The sequence below is a fragment of the Streptomyces sp. NPDC006610 genome (genome assembly GCF_040611575.1).
Lineage (GTDB): Bacteria > Actinomycetota > Actinomycetes > Streptomycetales > Streptomycetaceae > Streptomyces.
In genome coordinates, this window is the sequence record NZ_JBEXOP010000012.1 from 178,071 (window position 1) to 197,678 (window position 19,608).

The 19,608-nt window shown below is 71.2% G+C and carries 19 protein-coding genes and 1 pseudogene; 9 read left to right on the plus strand and 11 right to left on the minus strand.

Annotated features, from left to right (window positions below):
* Positions 1-4 precede the first annotated feature (4 nt).
* Positions 5-2,683, minus strand: a complete 2,679-nt coding sequence (locus ABZY13_RS12970) for a D-alanyl-D-alanine carboxypeptidase (RefSeq protein ID WP_356629830.1) — start codon at positions 2,681-2,683, stop codon at positions 5-7.
* Positions 2,684-2,924: 241 nt separating this feature from the next.
* Between ABZY13_RS12970 and ABZY13_RS12975 the strand changes: the two genes are divergently transcribed.
* From ABZY13_RS12975 to ABZY13_RS12985, 3 genes are all read left to right on the plus strand, one after another.
* On the plus strand, positions 2,925-3,686 hold the full coding sequence (locus ABZY13_RS12975) for a GPP34 family phosphoprotein (RefSeq protein ID WP_356629832.1): 762 nt from the start codon (positions 2,925-2,927) through the stop codon (positions 3,684-3,686).
* A 382-nt stretch (positions 3,687-4,068) separates the two neighbouring features.
* Positions 4,069-4,935, plus strand: coding sequence for a helix-turn-helix transcriptional regulator (locus tag ABZY13_RS12980; protein WP_356629834.1), 867 nt, complete (start codon positions 4,069-4,071; stop codon positions 4,933-4,935).
* 246 nt (positions 4,936-5,181) lie between these two features.
* On the plus strand, positions 5,182-5,391 hold the full coding sequence (locus ABZY13_RS12985) for a DUF397 domain-containing protein (RefSeq protein ID WP_356629836.1): 210 nt from the start codon (positions 5,182-5,184) through the stop codon (positions 5,389-5,391).
* 265 nt (positions 5,392-5,656) lie between these two features.
* Here ABZY13_RS12985 and ABZY13_RS12990 read toward each other — a convergent pair whose 3' ends face one another.
* From ABZY13_RS12990 to ABZY13_RS13010, 5 genes are all read right to left on the minus strand, one after another.
* A complete protein-coding gene (locus ABZY13_RS12990; RefSeq protein WP_356629838.1) occupies positions 5,657-6,172 on the minus strand; it encodes a glutathione peroxidase in 516 nt (171 codons plus the stop codon).
* An 81-nt stretch (positions 6,173-6,253) separates the two neighbouring features.
* Entirely contained in the window at positions 6,254-6,943 is a 690-nt protein-coding gene (locus tag ABZY13_RS12995) for a hypothetical protein (RefSeq protein WP_356629840.1), read from the minus strand.
* 129 nt (positions 6,944-7,072) lie between these two features.
* Positions 7,073-8,182: a CU044_5270 family protein gene (locus tag ABZY13_RS13000; protein WP_356629842.1), complete on the minus strand. Its 1,110-nt coding sequence runs from the start codon at positions 8,180-8,182 to the stop codon at positions 7,073-7,075.
* A complete protein-coding gene (locus tag ABZY13_RS13005; protein ID WP_356629844.1) occupies positions 8,179-8,829 on the minus strand; it encodes an RNA polymerase sigma factor in 651 nt (216 codons plus the stop codon). Before ABZY13_RS13005 ends, ABZY13_RS13000 begins: the two co-directional genes overlap by 4 nt.
* Positions 8,830-8,932: 103 nt before the next feature.
* The gene (locus tag ABZY13_RS13010; protein WP_356629846.1) at positions 8,933-9,553 is read right to left on the minus strand and encodes a dihydrofolate reductase family protein; all 621 of its coding nucleotides are present in this window, start codon (positions 9,551-9,553) and stop codon (positions 8,933-8,935) included.
* 423 nt (positions 9,554-9,976) lie between these two features.
* Here ABZY13_RS13010 and ABZY13_RS13015 point away from each other — a divergent pair, with 423 nt between their 5' ends.
* The 3 genes from ABZY13_RS13015 to ABZY13_RS13025 all read left to right on the plus strand — a co-directional run bounded on the left by ABZY13_RS13015 (position 9,977) and on the right by ABZY13_RS13025 (position 13,833).
* A complete protein-coding gene (locus ABZY13_RS13015; RefSeq protein ID WP_356629848.1) occupies positions 9,977-11,392 on the plus strand; it encodes a family 2B encapsulin nanocompartment shell protein in 1,416 nt (471 codons plus the stop codon).
* Positions 11,393-11,703: 311 nt separating this feature from the next.
* On the plus strand, positions 11,704-12,942 hold the full coding sequence (locus ABZY13_RS13020; protein ID WP_356629874.1) for a family 2 encapsulin nanocompartment cargo protein terpene cyclase: 1,239 nt from the start codon (positions 11,704-11,706) through the stop codon (positions 12,940-12,942).
* 15 nt (positions 12,943-12,957) lie between these two features.
* Complete coding sequence (locus ABZY13_RS13025) at positions 12,958-13,833, plus strand: geranyl diphosphate 2-C-methyltransferase (RefSeq protein WP_356629850.1); 876 nt, start codon at positions 12,958-12,960, stop codon at positions 13,831-13,833.
* Positions 13,834-13,876: 43 nt separating this feature from the next.
* On the opposite strand, the gene ABZY13_RS13030 is transcribed toward ABZY13_RS13025, so the two are convergent.
* Positions 13,877-14,101 (minus strand): hypothetical protein, encoded by a 225-nt coding sequence (locus ABZY13_RS13030; protein WP_356629852.1) that lies wholly within the window; start codon positions 14,099-14,101, stop codon positions 13,877-13,879.
* A gap of 106 nt (positions 14,102-14,207) precedes the next feature.
* Positions 14,208-15,032: a helix-turn-helix domain-containing protein gene (locus ABZY13_RS13035; RefSeq protein WP_356629854.1), complete on the minus strand. Its 825-nt coding sequence runs from the start codon at positions 15,030-15,032 to the stop codon at positions 14,208-14,210.
* A 213-nt stretch (positions 15,033-15,245) separates the two neighbouring features.
* Between ABZY13_RS13035 and ABZY13_RS13040 the strand changes: the two genes are divergently transcribed.
* The 3 genes and pseudogenes from ABZY13_RS13040 to ABZY13_RS13050 all read left to right on the plus strand — a co-directional run.
* The gene (locus ABZY13_RS13040) at positions 15,246-15,482 is read left to right on the plus strand and encodes a hypothetical protein (RefSeq protein WP_356629856.1); all 237 of its coding nucleotides are present in this window, start codon (positions 15,246-15,248) and stop codon (positions 15,480-15,482) included.
* Positions 15,483-15,696: 214 nt separating this feature from the next.
* Positions 15,697-17,964: a PA14 domain-containing protein gene (locus ABZY13_RS13045; RefSeq protein ID WP_356629858.1), complete on the plus strand. Its 2,268-nt coding sequence runs from the start codon at positions 15,697-15,699 to the stop codon at positions 17,962-17,964.
* A 101-nt stretch (positions 17,965-18,065) separates the two neighbouring features.
* Positions 18,066-18,170: pseudogene (locus ABZY13_RS13050) on the plus strand (type II toxin-antitoxin system RelE/ParE family toxin); the annotation flags it as partial.
* Between the two features lie 50 nt (positions 18,171-18,220).
* Here ABZY13_RS13050 and ABZY13_RS13055 read toward each other — a convergent pair.
* The 3 genes from ABZY13_RS13055 to ABZY13_RS13065 all read right to left on the minus strand — a co-directional run bounded on the left by ABZY13_RS13055 (position 18,221) and on the right by ABZY13_RS13065 (position 19,468).
* Positions 18,221-18,421 (minus strand): dehydrogenase, encoded by a 201-nt coding sequence (locus ABZY13_RS13055; RefSeq protein WP_356629860.1) that lies wholly within the window; start codon positions 18,419-18,421, stop codon positions 18,221-18,223.
* Between the two features lie 174 nt (positions 18,422-18,595).
* The gene (locus tag ABZY13_RS13060; protein WP_356629862.1) at positions 18,596-18,937 is read right to left on the minus strand and encodes a hypothetical protein; all 342 of its coding nucleotides are present in this window, start codon (positions 18,935-18,937) and stop codon (positions 18,596-18,598) included.
* A 276-nt stretch (positions 18,938-19,213) separates the two neighbouring features.
* Entirely contained in the window at positions 19,214-19,468 is a 255-nt protein-coding gene (locus ABZY13_RS13065; protein WP_356629876.1) for a GIY-YIG nuclease family protein, read from the minus strand.
* Positions 19,469-19,608 lie beyond the last annotated feature (140 nt).

The window sequence follows — 19,608 nt, forward strand, 5'->3', positions numbered from 1 at the left end:
CCGGTCAGGCGACGCGGGTGAGACGGTCGGCGAAGCCCGGCTCGGCGAGGTCCGACTGGAGGGCGACCGGCACCTCGACCGCGCCGCCGCTGCCGTCGCCCACGGTGAGCGTGGCCACCTTGGTCCCGGCCTTCGCCGTGTGCGGGACCTCGTCCGAGACGAAGGACAGCTCCACCTTCAGCCCCGGCCAGCCGACCGCCGCGACGTCCTCCGTCACGACCACGGGCGTACGGCCGCCCAGACCGTCGTCCACGTACCCGACGACGTCACCCTTCTTCAGGACCTTCGCCGACTCCAGCGCCTCCTGCGCGCCGATCATCGCCGTACGGCTGACCGCGTTGACGGTGTCGATGATCGGCGGCGTGTGCTGCCCGAGGATCGCGCCGACCACGGTGACCGACTCGCCGCCGACCTCCTTGACCGCGGCGAACAGCAGGTTGCCGCCGGCCGCGGTGGTGGTGCCGGTCTTGATGCCGATCGCGCCGTCGTAAGGGACGAGGGCGTTCCAGTTGCGCCACTTCTTGCCGGACGGGTCGACCCACTCGGGCAGCTTGGTGATCTCCACCAGCGCCGGCATCCGCACCAGCTCGTTGCCGAGCTTCACCTGGTCCACGGCCGTGGAGACCGTCGTCTCCTCTAGACCCGAGGGGTCGGTGTACGTCGTGTTCTTCATGCCCAGGTCCTTGGCGGCGTCGTTCATCTTCTTCACGAACGCCTCCTGGGAGCCCGCGTCCCAGCGTGCCAGCAACCGGGCGATGTTGTTCGCCGACGGGATCATGATGGCCGCGACCGCCTGGCGCACGGTCAGCGTGTCGCCCTCCTTGACGGTGTTGAGCGTCGACTCGCCCTGCTGGTCGTAGCCGCCCTCCTTCTCGGCCAGCGCGTCGACCTCGATCTTCGGCCCCTCCTCACCCGGCTTCAGCGGGTGCTCCTTGAGGATGAGGTAGGCCGTCATCGCCTTGGCGACCGACCCGATGGCGACGGGCTTCTGCTCCCCGAAGCCGCCCATCGTCCCGATCCCGGCCACGTCCATCGCGCCCTGCCCCTCGCTGGGCCACGGCAGGTCGACGCGGTCGCCGTCGAAGGTGTAGGAGTCCTCGGCGGTCAGCTCCAGGGTGGGCGTGGGCAGTGGCCGAACGGCCTGCACGATCGCAAACACGATCGCGAGCAGCACGACGAGCGGCGTCCAGATCTTGATCCGCCGCAGCGCGGTGCGCAGGGGCGTCTGCGGCGGGGGCGGGGTGTTGGTCAGCTCGGCCAGCAGATCGAGCGGTGGCTTGGGCGGCAACGGCTGCTGCGTGGTCCGCTCGGGGCCGATCTGGGGGACTACGGCGGTGGCGTCGGCGGGGGCGGCGGTGCCCGTGCCGGCGCCGGTGCCCGAGCCTCGGGGGCCCTCCGCGGAACGGGGGGGCGTGCGGGTCTCGGGGGTGTCGAGGGGCTTGAGGGCTACGAACTTGCTGGTGCGGTCGAGGGTGGGAGCAGGGCCTGGGGCCGGGGCCGGGGTGGGCTTCGGCTCGGGCTCGGGCTCTGGGTCCGTTGCCGGCTTGCGGTCCGTCGTCGGCTTGCGGTCCGTCGCCGGTTCCCCGTCGGCTTCCGGCTTCGCCGCCGGCTTCGACTCGGGGGTCGCGTCGTCCGGGTCCTGGTCGGACTTCGGCTCCGTCGGCTCCGACTCGGGCTTCGGCTCCGGCTTCCTGACGTCGCCGAGCTTCAGCATGGTGGTGGGCTGATCGACGGCGGGCTTCGGCCGGGGAGCGCGGAAGACGGCGGTGGGGTGGTCGCCGGCGGGCGGGGCGTCGGGCGCGTCGTGCGGCGTGGCGGAGACGTCGCCCTCGCTGCGGGCGCCCGGCACGGAGGCGTTCTCGGCGGCGGCCTCGTCGGCGTCCGCCGGGGCGTCGCCGGCCGGCCCTGCGGCCGCGGTGCCGGCTTCCGTCCCGTCACCGGCGCCGGGCGTGGCGGCGCTCGCCTCGGCGTCGGCTTCGGCCGCCGGGTCGTCGTCGGCGGCCACGGCGTCACCGGCGTCCGCGGCACCGGCACCGGGGTCACCGGCATCAGGGGCACCCGCATCCGCCGGGGAGGCGTCACCGTCGTCGGTCCGCCCGGCGCCGGTCTCGTCGCCGTGGTGGCCGCCGTCGCCGACCGCGCCGCCGTCGGCCACCGCGCCCGCGGCCGCGGACCCGTCCGCGGCCTCCTTCGCGGCGTCGGCCTCCGCCGCAGCCCCGTCCGCGGCCTCCTTTGCGGCGTCGGCCTCCGCCGCAGCCCCGTCCGCGGCCTCCCTGGCCTCCTCGGCAGCCGCGACGGCCTCCTCGGCCCCCTCTCCGGCCGCGTCGGCGGGAACACCCGCAGAAGCCCGCCCAGGCCCCTCCTCGGCGCCCTTCGTACCGGAGGACTCCGATCCCTTCGCGCCGGAGGACTCCGGTCCGGAAGCGGCGCCCTCGTCATCGGAGTCCGTCCCGGTCCCGGCACGGTCGCCGGAGTCCGCCGTCGTCACCCACGCCGCCACCGCGGCACGCAACCGCTCGTCGCCCGCGGCGCCGTTCTTCGCCGCCCACCCCGTGGAGCGCAGGGCGAGCCGGGGGTCACGCGCCTCGGGAACCGGACTCGCGCTCCCCGGCGTCGGCTCCTGTGACGACTCGCGCTGCTTCGACCTGTCGGGGGACTCGCCCGCCACCGATGCCTCCTCCATGCCGCACGTCTCCGTGCGCGTACCGAACCGTGAAACCGACCCTCGACCGGACCGTGAACCACTGCCCGGACCCCGCTGCCCGCGCTGTCCGAACCATGTACCAGTGTCCTGTGTGCGGGCTGAACACAAGCGGTAGACGAGAACGACATACCTACTGGTTCCACTACGAACTGGTCACGCACCCTCGACAGACCATTGTGAGAGGGGTCACCCTGTCATTCATCCACGCGGGGAGGCATGGATGGGCAGGAGCCGCAGAACACTTCCGGAGGAGCTTCTGCTGCTGGCACTGGACCCGGCCACGGGTACCACTGCACAGCCGCAGTCGCTCGACCTCGGTCTGGCCGGAGCACAGCTAGTGGAGCTGGCGCTGGCCGGACGGATAGCCCCAGACGGGGATCGTATCGCCGTGGTTGTACCACGGCCGACAGGTGATCCGACATTGGACTGCGCGTTGGAGTTGCTGCGAAGGCGCGGCGCTCCGGTGCGTGCCGTCCACTGGATCGGCGGGCCGAGATTGGGGCTGCGTCAGACCTACCTCTCGCATCTGGAGCGCTGCGGCATGGTCGCCGCGGTGGCCGGCCAGATGTGCGGGGTGCTGCCGACGACTCGTTACCAGGCGACGGACACCGAGATCAGCCGGGAGATCAAGGCCCGGCTGGACTCCGCGATCCGCACCGGCGTACCGCCGGACCCGCGGACCGCGGCGCTCGCCGCACTGGCCCACGCGGTCGGACTCGGCAAGCACCTGTATCCGGGCAACGAGGGACGCTCGTCCCGCTCCCGGCTGCGGGACCTCATCAGGCACGACCCGATGGGCGGCCTCGTGGCGCACGCCGTGATGGACGTCCAGAACGGCGTCGCGGCCCAGCCGCGTCGCAGCCAGGCGGCGGCCCCACCGGGCGGCAGGCAGACCGCCGGAGCGCGGTCGGCCGGAGAGCCCGCCAGGGGCGTTCCGGCGCAACCGCACCACGGTTCGATGGCGCGTGCCGTGGCCCACTGAGCCGCAGTCCCACGACACAGCCACGACACCGCAAGACCGCGAGCACCACGCACCATGGCAACACCCGGCGCCACGCTCAACGAGAAGCAGCACACCGCAGCACACCTACAGCTGCACAACCGCAAAGCCGCACACGGCCAGTCCCCAACAGCGAGTCCCCAAAGACCCGGTTCGGGAGCCGCAGCGACCGCGCGGGGTGACGGGAACCGTCGTCCGGACGACCGACGGACCCGCCGCCCCGCGCGGACGCATGTGTGAATCGGGCCCGCGCGGGCCGCATATCCGCCGTTTCCCAGCGGCGGCAAGCACCTTGGTGGCAATCTGCTCAGAAGCAGATACGCATAGTTGCAAGTCGAGGCTCGCAGCCGGAGGTGCACGTCCCGTGGCGTCCAACGTCAATCCCACCGTCAGGCGGCGCCGGCTGGGCCAGGAGCTGCGCCGGCTGCGCGAACTCAAGGGCATGACGGCCGAGGAGGTCGCCGACCGGCTGCTGGTGTCCCAGTCGAAGATCAGCCGTCTGGAGAACGGGCGGCGCAGCATCAGCCAGCGCGACGTCCGCGACCTGTGCGGCGTCTACGAGGTGGAGGACCACCGCGTCGTGGAGTCGCTGATGCAGATGGCCAAGGACTCGCGCCAGCAGGGCTGGTGGCACTCCTTCGGCGACATCCCGTACAGCGTCTACATCGGCCTGGAGACGGACGCCGCGAGCCTGCGGGTGTACGACCCCCAGGTGGTGCCCGGCCTGTTGCAGACCCGGCAGTACGCGGAGGCGCTCATCACCGGCGCCCTGCCGGAGACCGCCCCGGCCGACATCGAGAAGCGCGTCCAGGTGCGCATGCGCCGCCAGGAACGGATCACGACCGCCGACAACCCGCTGCGCCTGTGGAGCGTCCTGGACGAGGCCGCCCTGCGCCGCATCGTCGGCAACCGCTCCCTGATGCGGGATCAGCTGGAGTTCCTGATCGAGCAGTCCCAACTGCCGCACGTCACCGTGCAGGTGATCCCCTTCGAGCTGGGCTCGCACCCCGGCCTGAACGGCCAGTACGCGATCCTGGAGTTCCCCGACGCGACCGACTCCAGCGTCGTCTACATCGAGGGCGTCACCAGCGACCTGTACCTCGAGAAGCCCAACGACGTGCAGAAGTACAGCGTGATGTACGAGCACTTGAGGGCGCAGGCGCTGAACGTGGAGCAGTCCCGCGAGTACATCTCCAAGGTCGCGAAGGAGTACGCCGAGTACACCGGATGACCCACTGTCCGCCGGACGGCCGGTCCCGGACCGGGGAGGCGCGGCACGGTACACCGTGACCCGGCCGGGGCGGAAGACTTCACTGGAATATGCCATCCGGTCGAGTGAACGACCGCGTCGGTCAGCCAGGTTGGCGAGTAACGTCGATCACGCCATCGCGCAACACGTTGGCGCAAACCGCCCCGAGGTCCGCGGAACGGACCCGTGCGGTGACAGCAACCCCCCAACTGGCAATCCGGAGCAGAAATGGCAATTCGTCAGGGCGTCACGGACACCTGGACCAAGTCCTCGTACTCCACCGGCAACGGCGCTTGTGTCGAGATCAGGTCGACGGTCGTCGCCGCCATGGCGGTACGGGACTCCAAGGTCACCGAGGGTCCCACCCTGTCCTTCCCCGCGCACTCGTGGAACGCCTTCGTGACGGAGGTCGGCAGGAGCGCTCTCGACCACCACTGATGCGACGAAAGACCCCCACAACTGCATACGCATCCACAACTGCATACGCATCCACAACTGCATACGCACCACAGTGAAGAGCCCTCTCGTCGAGCACGCCGTCCTTGCCGAGGGGGCTCGGCTTCATCCCGGCGCCGTCGCTCCGTCCCGGCGCGGTCCCGTCACCGGGCGCCTGTCGCCCGGTGACGGAAACGCTCGGCCCCGCCCCAGAGCCAGGGCCGAGGCCAGGCACCAGCCCAGGCCACGGCCAAGGCACGGGTCAGGGTCAGGCGGCGAGGTGCCGCTCGACGGCGCCCACGACCTCGGCCGACTCGGGCTCGGTCTGCGGCGAGAACCGGGCGACGACCGCCCCGTCCTTGCCGATCAGGAACTTCTCGAAGTTCCAGCGGATGTCCCCGCTGTGCCCCTCGGCGTCCTCGAACCCGACGAGCCGCTCGTACAGCGGGTGCCGCCCGGCCCCGTTGACCTCGACCTTCTCGGTCAGCGGGAAGGTCACGCCGTACGTCGCCGAGCAGAACTCGGCGATCTCCTCGGCGGTGCCCGGCTCCTGCCCGAGGAACTGGTTGCACGGCACGCCGAGCACAGTGAAGCCCTGGGCGGCGTACCGCTTGTGGAGCCGCTCCAGCCCGGCGTACTGCGGGGTCAGCCCGCACTTGGACGCCACGTTCACGACCAGCACGACCTTCCCGGCGTACTGCGCGAGATCGGCGGCACCGCCCTGGAGGGCGCCGATCTCGACATCGAGGGGGGAACCGGTTCCGGTGTTCTCCGAAGTCGTCATGCCCCGGATGCTAACGGCGCGCCGCCCGTCACCCGAGGCCGCACCCTCCCATCCGCCGGCCCACAGGTCGCCCGGCGACCGTCACTCGTCCTCCGGCGCCCCCGCCTCCAGCAGCCGCTCCCCGATGTCGTCGGCCCACTCCTGCACCCACCGCCGCAGCTCGCCGACCTCCGTGTCGTCCAGCCCGCAACGCAGGAAGGCGTGATCGTCGACCAGCTCCACGGCCTCCAGCCGGGCCCGCAGATCCGCGAGGTCGAAGACCTCGGGAGCGTGCCGGTGCCCCAGCTCCTCCAGCTCGGGAAGGCTCCAGTGCGCGCGAGCGGCGGCCCGTACGACGACCAGGTCCCGCGCCAGACCGCGATCCGCCAGATCCCGCACCGCGATGCCCACGAGATCCTCGACGGACAGCACCGGCCCGGCCTCGGAGGCCGTGAGAGGCCGCCAGAGCACCTCCTTGACCACGTCCACCACGCACTCCTCGTCCCGCTCGCCGGTGATGTCCGGCCCGGCGGCGAGCAGCCGTACGGCGAGCGGGCCGGCCGCCGGCCGCACCCGGACGGCCCAGCCCCGCTCCGTCAGCCCGGTGACGAGCGCGGCGGCGATCAGCTCCATCCGGACGGCGCTCTCGGTGGCGACGCACAGCCCGTCACCGGCGCGGGACAGCAGGCCGTGGACCAGCGCCGCCCGCCCGCCGGCGAGGGCGAGCGGGTACGGCGCCCCGAGTTCCAGGACGTCGACCGCCAGGCGGTGGACGGCGGTCGAAGTGGCCATGCGCCGATTATCCCGCCGTCCCGCGGTCCCGGCGTCTCGCGGTCCCGGCGTCCCGGCGTCTCGCGGTCCCGGCGTCCCGGCGTCTCGCGGTCCCGGCGTCCCGGCGTCCCGGCGGCCCTGGCTGTCCCGCTATCCCGCGGAGGTCGGCACCGGGCTCGGCGTCTCCTTGATCCCGTCGACGACGGCGCGGGTGAGGATGGCGCTGGTGTAGTTCACCGTGCCGGGCTCGATCAGGGCCTCGGGCCCGTTGAGCCGCTCGACCTGGACACTCCGCTCGCCGAGGAAGACATGGGTCTTCTTGTCGAAGATCCACTCCTCGCGCGCGCCGCTGGTCTCGTCCAGCCGGGCCACCGCGACACCGCGCCGCCCGACCGCGTCCACCGCGTCGTCCACGACCACCACGCCGGGAATCCTGGCGGCTGCCTTGAACAGCGCCGAGTACAGCTCGGCGGGCGGGTACGTTTCGCCGAGCAGGTCGCCGATGGTGGTGAAGGCCTGCTGGTCGGGGGAGTTCCCGTGCCCCGCGGTCTCGTCGTAGATCTTCTCCAGCAGCTCGTCGGGGTCGGTGGTGAGCCGGGCGAGATAGTCGTACGAGGGACTGTTCAGCGAGGCCCTGGGGATGTTGCTCTGCTCGTCGGGGAGGCTGAGGGTCTCGCCCTCGGGGCTGTCGTTGACGGAGGGGTCGACGAGCCACCCCTTGGTGCCGTCGGCGGACTGCCAGATCTGCCGGCGGTGCAGCTCGTGACTGGCCAGCGTGGTCTCGCCGTCCTCCGTGCGCAGGAAGGTGTCGGCGGTCTTGGACTCGATGTAGACGTACTGGCCGGGCCCGACCTCCGGGTGCGCCCCGTCGGCCGCGGCCAGCGAGATCCGGTCGAGCAGCCGGGACGCGCCCTTGCTGTCGACCGCGCCGAGCTCGGTGGTGAGGGCGGGTCCGGTGGCGAGCCCGTCGCGGGCGCCGCCGCCGTCGACCAGCGCGACCCCGGCGACGACGGCTCCGGCGACGACGGCCGCCAGGGCGGGCAGCGTCACGGCGGGCCGGGGCAGCCGGAACGACCGCCGCCGCGGGGCCGGGACGATCCCGTGGTCGTGCTGTATGCGCTGGTCCTGCTGGATCTGGGCCATCAAACGCTCCTTGTGGAACTGGTGGCGGCCCGGTGGCAGGTCCCGCGCGGTCCGGGACAGGAGCTGGGCGCTCTCGTCCCACTCGGCCGGGTTCTGCCGGGACGTGTTCGCGGTCATCGGTTTCCTTCCTGTGCGGGCCGGATCGCGTGGACGTGATCGCCTCTTACCTGTCGCCCGGCCCGCGACCCTTCCCGTTCCCGCGCGACTTCTTCACCGGACCGCTCCGCCGCCTCGGTGATCTTCCGCAGCTTCTTCCGCGCCCGGGACAACCGCGAGGCGACGGTCCCGACGGGAATCCCGAGGGCCTCGGCGGCGGCCTCGTAGTCCAGGCCCTCTCCGAGACAGAGCGCGATCACCTCCCGCTCCGGACGGCGCAGCGCGGCGAGCGCGGCGAGCGCGCCCGCGAGCCGACGCCGGTCGTCGACCCGGCCGGCCACCTCGTCGGCATGGTCGGGCACCGACAGCCCGGCAGCGGCGGCGGCCTGGGCGGCGGCGCGGTAACGCCGGTCGGACCGGTACTGGTTGCGCGCCGTGTTGGTCGCGATCCCCAGCAACCAGGGCCGTAGCGACCCCCCTTCGGGATCGACCCGCTCCCGCAACCGCCACGCCTCCATGAAGGTCGCGGCCATCACGTCCTCGGCCACCGACCAGTCGGCGGTGAGCCGGAAGGCATGGTTGTAGACCGCGCGGGCGTAGCTGTCGAAGAGCTCCGCGAACGCGCCCGATTCCCCGGCCCGTACCCGGGTACGCAGATGAGTGCTCACCTCAATGAGCTGTCGCCCCCCACTCCCGACTTCCGGTGACCTGCGTCACATGCGGTGTGCCAGGCGTGTCAGTGGTGTCGCACGCGGCCGTCGACCGTGCGTCTCAGGACAGCACCCGGTACGTCACGTGCGTCACCAGGCTCGCCGGGCGTGAGCCGATCTGCTCCAGCCGCAGTGGGGGGACGCCCTCGAAGAGCCGGGTGCCCGCCCCGAGGGTGAGGGGGGCGATGTGCAGCCGCAGTTCGTCGATCAGGCCGGCGGCGAGGTACTGGTTGACGGTGGTCGCGCCGCCCTGGACCGCGACGTCGCGGTCGCCGGCCGCCGCGCGGGCCCGGTCCAGGGCCGCCTCGATGCCGTCGGTGACGAAGTGGAAGGTGGTCCCGCCGGCCATCGGCTGCGGCTCGCGCGCATGGTGGGTGAGCACGAACACCGGCGCGTGGAAGGGCGGGTCCTCGCCCCACCAGCCGTTCCACGGCCGGTCCCACGCCCCGCGCACCGGTCCGAACATGTTGCGGCCCATGATGAAGGCGCCCGCGGCTCCGAGCCGGTCGATCTCCTCCCGGTTCTCCTCGGGAGTGTCGAACATCCAGGCGTGCAGTCCGGCCCCGGTGCCGTCGCCGCCGTCGTCGCCGAACGGCCGCTCCCCCGTCTGATGGAGGCCGGCCGAGTACCCGTCGACGGAGACCGTGATGTCGCAGACCACCCGGCCCGTTCGTTCCGTCATCGCCCTGTCCTCCTCGCAGCGGCACAGCTGAGCAGTGCGCGGACTTTGGCCTGATTATGGGTGATCGCGGAAGGGGCAGCCGGCCGTCAGGGGTGGTCGCCGGCCTCTGCGGTCCGGCAGGTCCGGCAAAGGATGGCGCGATAACACTCATGGGGCCGATAAACCCTGTTCAAATGATTGTCACCGCTTCGGAGGAAGCGTTCGCCGTCTGCGGCAACCGCGTCCCGACCGGCCGTTAGCTTCCTCCCCGTGGACGGATCGCCGTGATCCGACGCATTCCACGCCCATGCACCACCGCCCATTCCTCATTTCCCCTTCCTCAGTTCTCGCCGTTCCTCATTTCTCACTCCTCCCTGTCTCGCCGTCGGCACACCCGTCCCGTGTGCGCCGACCGCCCCGTCACACAAGGAGAGACTCACCCCGATGACCGTCGACAGCAGCCCCGAGACGCCCGCCGCGCCCCAGACGCCCCAGCAGTCCCTGAGCACCGCCGCCGCCCGCAACCTCGCCACCACCACCAAGTCCGCACCGCAGATGCAGGAGATCAGCTCCCGCTGGCTGCTGCGGATGCTGCCCTGGGTCGAGACCAAGGGCGGCGCCTACCGGGTCAACCGACGGCTGCGCCACACGGTCGGCGACGGCCGCATCGAGTTCGTCCAGGAGGGCGCCACGGTCCGGGTGATCCCCCGCGAACTCGGCGAACTGGCCCTGCTGCGAGGGCTCGACGATGTCGACGTCCTCACCGCCCTCGCCGGCCGCTGCACGCAGCGCGACTTCTCGGCCGGCGAGGTGCTCGTCGAACGCGGCGCCCCGGCGGACCGCATCCACATGATCGCCCACGGCCGCGTCACCCAGACCTCCGACGGCAAGTACGGCGACGAGATCACCATCGCGGTACTCGCGGACGGCGACCACTTCGGCGAGAACGCCCTCCTGGACGCCGACGCCCGCCACGACTACACGGTCACCGCCGAAACCGCCGGCACCCTTCTCACCCTCTCCCGCGCCGACTTCGCCGCCGTACGGGACTCCGCGCCCAGCCTCCGGGCCCACATCGAGGAGTTCAGCTCCGTCACGCGGCAGCGCCAGAACAAGTACGGCGAGGCCGAGATCGCCATGTCGGCCGGCCACGTCGGCGAGGCCGAACTGCCGACCGCCTTCGTCGACTACGAGCTCAATCCGCGCGAGTACGAACTCTCCGTCGCGCAGACCGTCCTGCGGGTCCACACCCGGGTCGCCGACCTCTACAACGGGCCGATGAACCAGACCGAGGAACAACTGCGGCTCACCATCGAGGCGTTGCGTGAGCGCCAGGAGCACGAGCTGATCAACAACCGCGAGTTCGGCCTGCTCCACAACGCCGACTTCAAGCAGCGCATCCAGACCCACTCCGGCCCGCCGACCCCGGACGACATGGACGAACTGCTCTCCCGCCGCCGGGGCACCAAGTTCTTCCTCGCCCACCCGAGGACGATCGCCGCGATCGGTCGCGGGTTCAACGCCGCGGGCCTCTACCCCGACCACGTCGACCTCGGCGGACAGTCCGTCCCGGCCTGGCGCGGGGTCCCCATCCTGCCCTGCAACAAGATCCCGATCAGCAAGGAGCAGACCAGCTCCATCATCGCGATGCGTACGGGCGAGGACAACCAGGGCGTCGTGGGCCTGCGGCAGACCGGCCTGCCGGACGAGTACGAGCCGGGCCTGTCCGTGCGCTTCATGGGCATCAACGAGCAGGCGGTCATCTCCTATCTCGTCAGCACGTACTACTCCGCCGCGGTGCTCGTGCCCGACGCGCTCGGCGTGATGGAGAACGTGCAGATCGGCCGCAGGCGGGACTGAGGGCCCGGTCCCCGGGGCGATCGACGTCCCCCGCCCGCGCGGCAACGACCCGCGCGTCAGCGTCCCGCGCGTCAGCAAGGAGCGCCCACCCCCACTGGAGCAAGGAGCTACGGATGCCCGTACCCGGGTCCCCCGGACCGTTCATCCCCGGGCAGCGGTCCAGCAGGGCCGTCACGACACCGAACGTCACCGCACCCGGCGGCCCCGCGCCGGATGCCCGTACGCCGGACGTCGTTTCCCCGCCGGCCGCTGCCCCGCCGGCCGCTGCCACGCCGAGAACCTTCGCCCTCCCGACGGCCCCGCATCCCCCGATCGCACCGTCGCGCCCGGTGGGGGGCCCCGCTGTACCAGCAGCACCGGCGGCGGGTCCAGGCGCACCGGCCGTAGCGGTCGTACCCACTGCGTCGGCGGCGTCTGCAGCCCCCGCCCTTGTCCTCGCCGCCCCCCAGGCTCCACGGCGGGCCCTCGGCGGACCCACCGGCCTGGGCACGGCCTCCCTCTCCCTCGCCCGCCTCCTCGAACCGCCACCCCTTCCGCCGGCCCCGCAGACCTCACCCCGCCCACCCGCCGAAGGCCGAGCCGTCCCCGGCCTCTACCACCACCCCGTCCCCGAGCCCGACCCCGTACGCGTCGAGGAGGTCAGCCGCCGGATCAAGCGCTGGGCGGAAGACGAGGTCCAGCTCTACCCCGACGAGTGGGAGGGCCAGTTCGACGGCTTCTCCGTGGGCCGCTACATGGTCGGTTGCCACCCCGACGCCCCCACGGTCGACCACCTGATGCTGGCGACCCGGCTGATGGTCGCGGAGAACGCCGTGGACGACTGCTACTGCGAGGACCACGGAGGCTCGCCCGTGGGCCTCGGCGGCCGGCTCCTCCTGGCCCACACCGCGCTGGACCACCTCCACACCACCCCGGAGTACGCGCCGGCGTGGCAGGAGTCGCTCGGCTCCGACGCCCCGCGCCGGGCGTACCGCAGCGCGATGGACCACTTCGTGCACGCGGCCACGCCCTCCCAGGCGGACCGCTACCGCCACGACATGGCCCGTCTGCACATGGGCTACCTGGCCGAGGCGGCCTGGGCGGAGACCGGTCACGTACCGGAGGTGTGGGAGTACCTGGCGATGCGCCAGTTCAACAACTTCCGCCCCTGCCCCACCATCACCGACACCGTCGGCGGCTACGAACTGCCCGCGGACGCCCACGCCCGGCCGGACATGCAGCGGGTCATCGCCCTCGCCGGCAACGCGACGACCATCGTCAACGACCTCTACTCGTACACCAAGGAACTCGACAGCCCCGGCCGCCACCTGAACCTCCCGGTGGTGCTCGCGGAGCGCGAGGGGCTCTCCGCACGCGACGCGTACCTGAAGGCCGTGGAGATCCACAACGACCTCATGCACGCCTTCGAGGCCGCCGCGGCCGACCTGGCCGCCACCTGCCCCCTGCCCGCCGTGCTGCGCTTCCTCAAGGGCGTGGCCGCCTGGGTCGACGGCAACCACGACTGGCACCGCACCAACACCTACCGCTACAGCCTGCCCGACTTCTGGTAAGGAACGGACATCTCTGTGACCACCGAAACGGCCCCCGCCGCCTCCGCGGCCATCCCCGCCCCGGCGACGCCCTACCAGGGGGACATCGCCCGTTACTGGAACAACGAGGCGAGGCCGGTCAACCTGCGCCTCGGCGACGTGGACGGGCTCTACCACCACCACTACGGCATCGGCCCCGTCGACCACGCCGCGCTCGGCGACCCGGAGCACAGCGAGTACGAGAAGAAGCTGATCGCCGAACTGCACCGGCTCGAGTCGGCCCAGGCGGAGTTCCTCCTGGACCACCTCGGCCCCGTCCGCGCCGAGGACACCCTCGTCGACGCCGGCTGCGGACGCGGCGGCTCCATGGTCATGGCCCATCACCGCTTCGGCTGCACGGTCGAGGGCGTCACCCTCTCCTCCGCGCAGGCCGACTTCGCCAACGGCCGCGCACGCGAACTGCGCATCGAGGACCACGTGCGCGCCCGCGTGTGCAACATGCTCGACACGCCCTTCGAGAAGGGCAGCGTGGCCGCCTCGTGGAACAACGAGTCGTCCATGTACGTCGACCTGCACGACCTGTTCGCCGAGCACTCCCGCTTCCTGCGGGTGGGCGGCCGGTACGTCACGATCACCGGCTGCTGGAACCCGCGCTACGGCCAGCCGTCCAAGTGGGTCTCCCAGATCAACGCCCACTTCGAGTGCAACATCCACTCCCGCCGTGAGTACCTGCGGGCCATGGCCGACAACCGCCTCGTACCGCAGACGGTCATCGACCTGACCCCGGACACGCTGCCCTACTGGGAGCTGCGGGCCACGTCGTCGCTGGTCACCGGCATCGAGGAGGCGTTCATCGAGTCGTACCGGGACGGCTCGTTCCAGTACGTCCTGATCGCGGCCGACCGCGTCTGAGCCGCCCGCCACCGGCCACGCGCCCCCGCCCCGCCCGGGGGCGTCACCCGGCCGGTACGCCCGCCGCACGGCGGGCGCCGCCCACCGCGAACCGGGCCGCCGCCAGCACGAGGACGGCGCCGATCCAGAGCACGCTCGTGGCCGCGACGCCGTCGACGGCGAGGCCGCCGGCGAAGGCGCCGAGGGCGATGGACAGATTGAACGCGGAGACGAACGGCGAGGAGGCCGCCTCAGCGGCGCCGGGCGCCGCGCCGAGGATCCAGGTCATGCCTCGACCGTAGGGTCGGGAAAGACCCGGGGAGAGGTGCACTTCCGGGCGGGAACATGGGTCAATCGGAGCGGGAGCGGGAGCGGGAGCGGGAAAGAGCGAAGGGCTATCGGCAGTGCCGCGCCACGTACGAGTCCAGCGGCTCCAGCGCGCCCCACGCCAGGTCGAAGCTGTCCGCGAAGTACGACAGGAAGGCGGGCCCCTCGACGCTGAAGCCCGTCAGCTGCTGCCGGCCCGCACCGGAGAACGACAGGAAGGTCACGGTGTCGTCCACGAGGCCGGTGTTGTGCCAGGCGCAGGAGGCGGTCCAGGGCATGACGCGCGCCTCGTAGGCGTAGATGTCGGCGGTCTCCCGCTGATGCTCCAGCAGCCACTGCAGGTAGGCCGTCCGCGGAGCGCCGCCGCGCTCGGGAACGCCGATGATGCGTCGCACGCTGGCGCCCTCACCGGAGTGGTCCCGGGCCCACTGCAGCACCGTGCTGTAGTACTCGGCCACCGCCACCGCCCCCCAGTGACCGGGAGGGTGGAGCCGGACGTAGGTGAGCCGTATCTCGCGCTGGGCGGAGCGGATGCGGTCGGCCGAGGCGCGGTAGAAGGACGTCGGGTCCGGGTAGCGCACCATCTCGGCGTGCAGCGCTTCCGCGGGCAGTCCGGGGCCCTCCCGTTTCAGCGCGTCCAGCTCCGTCCTGGCCTCGCGCCACAGGACCTGCCAGTGACCCCAGTCGCCGCCCAGCACGGCGACCAGACGACGCGTGACCATCTCGCTGGGCAGGCGCCGCCCGTTGAGCGCTTCGGAGACCGTCGCGGGACTGCACTGCGCCCGCGTGGCGATCGTCCTTATCTGCAGGTCGCCCGCCGTGATGCGCAGCCGACGCAACTCCGCAGCGAACCGCCGCACGGGCGGTGGCGCACTGCGCGAGTGGGTGTCCATGCTTCCCCCGAGGGCCTCACCCGGTCCGACGACCGTGATCGTCCCACTCTCCGGGCCCTTTCGCTGAACTTCACCGAATCCCGCTGTAGAAGGCCGAATTCCTCCGACGTTTCCAAGAGGACCGAACTCCGACGGATTTCCTGGACCACGTGGAGCGGCGCCTGCTCGAATGACTGTCGTCCCAGGTGGGACAGACGGAAAGGGTGAGCAAGCATGCCGATCGATCTCAGGAAGTCGCTCCGCCGCCACTACACGGCGTTCCTCGCGGTGCTCGTGACCGGAATCGTGCTGATCATGGCGGTCAACGGCCCCACGTACGCGGCGGAGCTCTACATCAACAGCCTCCTCGGCGTGGCGGGCCTGATCGCGGGCTACGTCCTCGCGCCACCCGACCCCTCCCGGCCGACCGTCCCGGAGACGGGACCGGGGGTGGCGGAGCGGGGCGCGTGACGGAGGGCCGCTGCGTGTGAGGGGTGGGCGGGCGCGGGTGCCCCAGCTGTGGGTCGAGTACCCCGATCCGCTCTCGGTGGAGGGGGAGTTGATCTCCTACGACCAGTGCTGGCGCTCGACCGACCACCTATCGCACGTGATCTTCAAATGGCACCATTGGGGCGGCATACACGCCTTGTCCTCATCTCATCGTCGAAAGTGTGAGCATCCGCAGATGCGAATATCCCTCGGCGCGGCGCGCCGTCCAGGTGGTGCGGTCGTGCTCTCCCTGGCCACAGCCCTGGCCGGGCTCGCTTTCCCCACCACCGCGCATGCGGCCGTGACGTGCTCGGCCGGCGTGTGGAAGGCCCAGTACTACGCCAACACCAGCTTCTCCGGCACTCCGAAGGCCACCGTCTGCGACACCGCCATCGCCGAGAACTACGGCTACGGCGATCCCTCCGGCGTGACCCTGCCGAGCAACTACTTCGGCGTCCGCTGGACCACCACCCGCAACTTCGGCTCCGGCGGCCCCTTCGACCTGAGCGTCGCCGTCCAGGACGGCGCCCGCGTCTACCTCGACGGCAACCGCAGGATCGACCTGTGGCACAACGTCAGCTCGACCCAGCGGAAGACCGTCCGCCTCACCGTCCCGCGCGGGACCCACACCCTGCGTGTGGACTTCGCCGCCTTCACCGGCACCGCCAACATCTCCTTCTCCTACAAGCCGGTCATCAGCGCCACGTACGACAAGACCGCCCCCCTGGCCCCGGCGGGCCTCAAGTCCGGATACTCGGCGTCCACCCTGAAGGCGACGCTGACGTGGTCCCGCAACCACGAGATGGATCTGGCCGGTTACCGCGTCTACCGCCGCCTCGCCGGCGCAGGCGGCTGGAGCCTGCGCACCTCCACCCCGATCACCGGCACCACCTTCACCGAAGCGCCCCCGGCCAGCGGCGCCACCTACGAGTACGCCCTCCGCGCCGTCGACCGCTCCGGCAACGCCTCCGCGCTGTCCGCGGTGACGAGCGTCGTCAGCGCCGACAGGACGGCCCCCGCCGTCCCCACCGGGCTCACGGCCACGCACGACCCGTCCGCAGGCGCCCGGCTCTCCTGGTCCCCGGTGAGCGGGGCGAACTCGTACGAGGTGCAGCGGGCCGTCGCGCCCGAGGGGCCGTTCACCTCCGTCGGCACGCCCACGCAGAGCGCCGCCCTGACGGATCCGTCCGCCGCCGTGGGCACGACCTACTACTACCGCGTGCGGGCCAAGGACAGCGCGGGCAACGCCTCCGGGTACTCCGCCCCCATCCGGCTCGACGTCGCCGAGGCCAGGCCGCTGCCGCCGGCGGCCGTCTCCGCCAACGGCTGGGTCGACCGCAACACCGTCGGCTGGCGGTACGACGGTGACGCGTCCCACCGGTTCCACGTCTATGCCGCCGAGTCGGCCGCCGGTCCGTGGACCCGGCTGACCGAAACGCCGGTCACCGGCCCCGCCTACGACGACTACACGGCGCCCGTCCGCGAGGCCCGCCACTACCAGGTGCGGACCGTCACGACGCTCGGCACGGAGTCCAACCCGTCGGCGACGGCCTCGGCGACCCGCACCGGCGACGTCACCCCGCCGCGCATGCCGTACGGCCTGGACGCCTGGGACGGCACGGACGGCGTGCACCTCGTCTGGACGCCCAACACCGACGACACGGACCACTACCTCGTCATGCGCCAGGCCACGTTCGGCGCGTGGGAGCAGATCGCCGTGGTGCGGGACGGCAAGTACCTGGACACCAGCACCCCGGCCGGCGTGCAGTTCGGCTACACCGTCCGCGCCGTCGACGCGGCCGGCAACGTCTCCCCCATGCCGGAGCCCGGCTACGGCACCGTCTACGGCAAGCGCCTGCCGGTCCACGAGAAGCCCGCCGCGCCTGCCTCGGTCACCGCGACGGCCGAGAACGGCAACGTCAAGGTGGAGTGGACCGCGAGCACGTCGACCGATGTGGCCGGCTACTACGTCTACCGCACGACCGGCACGGACCCGACGTCGGCCTACTCGGTCTCCCCGCTCATCACGGGGACGACGTTCACGAACGAGAACGTCCCCGCCGGCAAGACCTGGTACTACGTGGTGCGCGCCGTCAGCACGCACAGCCAGTGGTCCGACTTCTCACCGATGGCCGGAGCCACCGTGCCCTGTCCCGTCTTCGACGGACCGGCCACCCCCCGGATCACCGGGGGCGGCAGGGGCGCGGACTACGCCCAGCTCAACTGGGAGGTGGGAGCGTGCGACCAGGGCCGGACCGTGTCGTACAACGTCTACCGGTCCACCTCCGGCGCGGACGTCTTCACCCCTGAGCACCGCATCGCCACGGGCGTGACGGCACCGACGTACAAGGACCCCGGCCTGGCGAGGGCGTACTACTACTACGTCGTCACCGCCGTGTCCGCCGACGGCACAGAATCGGCCCCGCAGGCCACGCCGTTCGGAATATCACTGATGGCCCCCTGACGCCCCCCTCAATCCCCCGGCCCCCGCCGCCCGGACGCCTCGTGCCTTCCGGACGGCGGGGGCTTCACGTCGAGGGCGGGGGGTCTTCGCGTCGGAGGGAGTTGGACGGCGAGGCCGTGCGCATCCCGTACTGGCTCGCGCCAGGACAGCGGGTCGTGCTGCTGACGGTCTTCCGTAAAACGAGGAGGCGTGAAGCGGCGGAGGTCGCAGGATTCGAACCGCCGTCGTCCGGGGGCTTGATGTCAGCAATCGGATGTCACCGGAACAGCTCGGGCACCGGGCAGGCTTCCAGCGGCCCCTCCGGCCGGTCGGCCCAGCGCCACCACACGTGCCGACTGGTACACCTCAGCAGTGTCCGGCAGGTCCGCCTGCCATCGTCCTCCCGCTTGACGAGGACGAAGCCGCCGGACGTCATGGGCTGGTTGCACACGGGACAGGCCGGAGCGTCGTCGGTCATGCGGCGCACCCCAACGGAGCGCCGGCTTCGTCCCGGAGCAATCTGGGTGTGGGCCCTGCCAGGGGCTGGTGTCACCTGCGTTGCCGGTCCGCAGACGTCCGGGCTTGTTCGCCGTTGTGCGTGCGCATCGTCGTCACTCAGTCAGACACTCACACAGCGGACGTGACACGAGCATCAGTCGCCCGCAAACCACAAGTAACTTCCTGGAGTGGCCGCGCACTCTTCCAGCATCGTCGCGAGGTCGTCCAGCGCGGCGAGCTGACGTTCATCGCCGCACCTCTGCCTCAGGCCGTGGATTTCCCGGAGGGCGACTTCGGCCTCTTGTTCGTTCATCAACGTGTCTCCGTACGGATCGACGGCAGTGAGCCTCCCCGGTACTCCGAGGAGTTGGAGTGAGCCGAGAGCATCGGCCAGCGCGTCGCCATGCCCGTAGGAGCTCCGCAGGAGTGTCACGCGGGACTTGTGCCAGTTGTTGCGAGCCGGCCGCGATGAGTGCAACTCCAGATCGATCCCCATGCCTCATGATGCACATGCTGCGCCGCTGCACGCCCGCGACTGATCGAGGGCGGCCGTGACCTGCGGCCACTCACATGGTCAAGGCTCCTCGCTCCCTCGCGGGTGGGTGTCTTCTTGCCCTGGTCTTGCCAGAACTCTTGGTGGCCTGGTTCTTGCTTGTCAGGGCGGTGGGGATGTGCGCCTGATGGTCATCGTTGGTCGTCATTGGCCACTGCCCAGCGTCCTCGGATGGTCCAGAGACGGCGCAAGTAGCGGCCCATCGGCCCATTCGGTGGCCTACGCACTGATGGGCAACTCTCGGGCCCGCTGGCGCGCTTGGGCTCGCAGCCCTTTCAAGCGGCTGTGGAACGCGTTGTGGCGGTTCTGGTCCAGGTTCAGTGGGAGGTCGAGTCGGGAGATGAGTTGCGACTCCAGGGCCCACGGTTCGCTCTGCTCGATCCAGCACACCCACGCGTTGTCCGCCATCCACTGGCTCACTGGCCGTTCTCTATCCGTTCGTGTGCTTGGTCTGGTTCGAACGGTATGCTGGATCGGGTGAGTTGGCTGACGTCAGGGCATGAAGAGAAGGGCCTCTTAGTAGCTCGCGGTTGTCGAGTCCAGCGAGAAGCAAGAGGCCCTGTTGTCGAAGTGTTGCGTGGTCGCGGTTGCCGGGTCCAGTCCGTCCACTCCTG

Coding starts and splice junctions, on each gene's coding strand:
- ABZY13_RS13040 (WP_356629856.1), top strand. CDS start 15,246: ATGCCGATCGATCTCAGGAAGTCGCTCCGCCGCCACTACACGGCGTTC.
- ABZY13_RS12975 (WP_356629832.1), top strand. CDS start 2,925: ATGGGCAGGAGCCGCAGAACACTTCCGGAGGAGCTTCTGCTGCTGGCA.
- ABZY13_RS13060 (WP_356629862.1), bottom strand. CDS start 18,937: ATGGGGATCGATCTGGAGTTGCACTCATCGCGGCCGGCTCGCAACAAC.
- ABZY13_RS12985 (WP_356629836.1), top strand. CDS start 5,182: ATGGCAATTCGTCAGGGCGTCACGGACACCTGGACCAAGTCCTCGTAC.
- ABZY13_RS13000 (WP_356629842.1), bottom strand. CDS start 8,182: ATGACCGCGAACACGTCCCGGCAGAACCCGGCCGAGTGGGACGAGAGC.
- ABZY13_RS13030 (WP_356629852.1), bottom strand. CDS start 14,101: ATGACCTGGATCCTCGGCGCGGCGCCCGGCGCCGCTGAGGCGGCCTCC.
- ABZY13_RS13045 (WP_356629858.1), top strand. CDS start 15,697: ATGCGAATATCCCTCGGCGCGGCGCGCCGTCCAGGTGGTGCGGTCGTG.
- ABZY13_RS13035 (WP_356629854.1), bottom strand. CDS start 15,032: ATGGACACCCACTCGCGCAGTGCGCCACCGCCCGTGCGGCGGTTCGCT.
- ABZY13_RS13010 (WP_356629846.1), bottom strand. CDS start 9,553: ATGACGGAACGAACGGGCCGGGTGGTCTGCGACATCACGGTCTCCGTC.
- ABZY13_RS13055 (WP_356629860.1), bottom strand. CDS start 18,421: ATGACCGACGACGCTCCGGCCTGTCCCGTGTGCAACCAGCCCATGACG.
- ABZY13_RS12990 (WP_356629838.1), bottom strand. CDS start 6,172: ATGACGACTTCGGAGAACACCGGAACCGGTTCCCCCCTCGATGTCGAG.
- ABZY13_RS12995 (WP_356629840.1), bottom strand. CDS start 6,943: ATGGCCACTTCGACCGCCGTCCACCGCCTGGCGGTCGACGTCCTGGAA.
- ABZY13_RS12970 (WP_356629830.1), bottom strand. CDS start 2,683: ATGGAGGAGGCATCGGTGGCGGGCGAGTCCCCCGACAGGTCGAAGCAG.
- ABZY13_RS13015 (WP_356629848.1), top strand. CDS start 9,977: ATGACCGTCGACAGCAGCCCCGAGACGCCCGCCGCGCCCCAGACGCCC.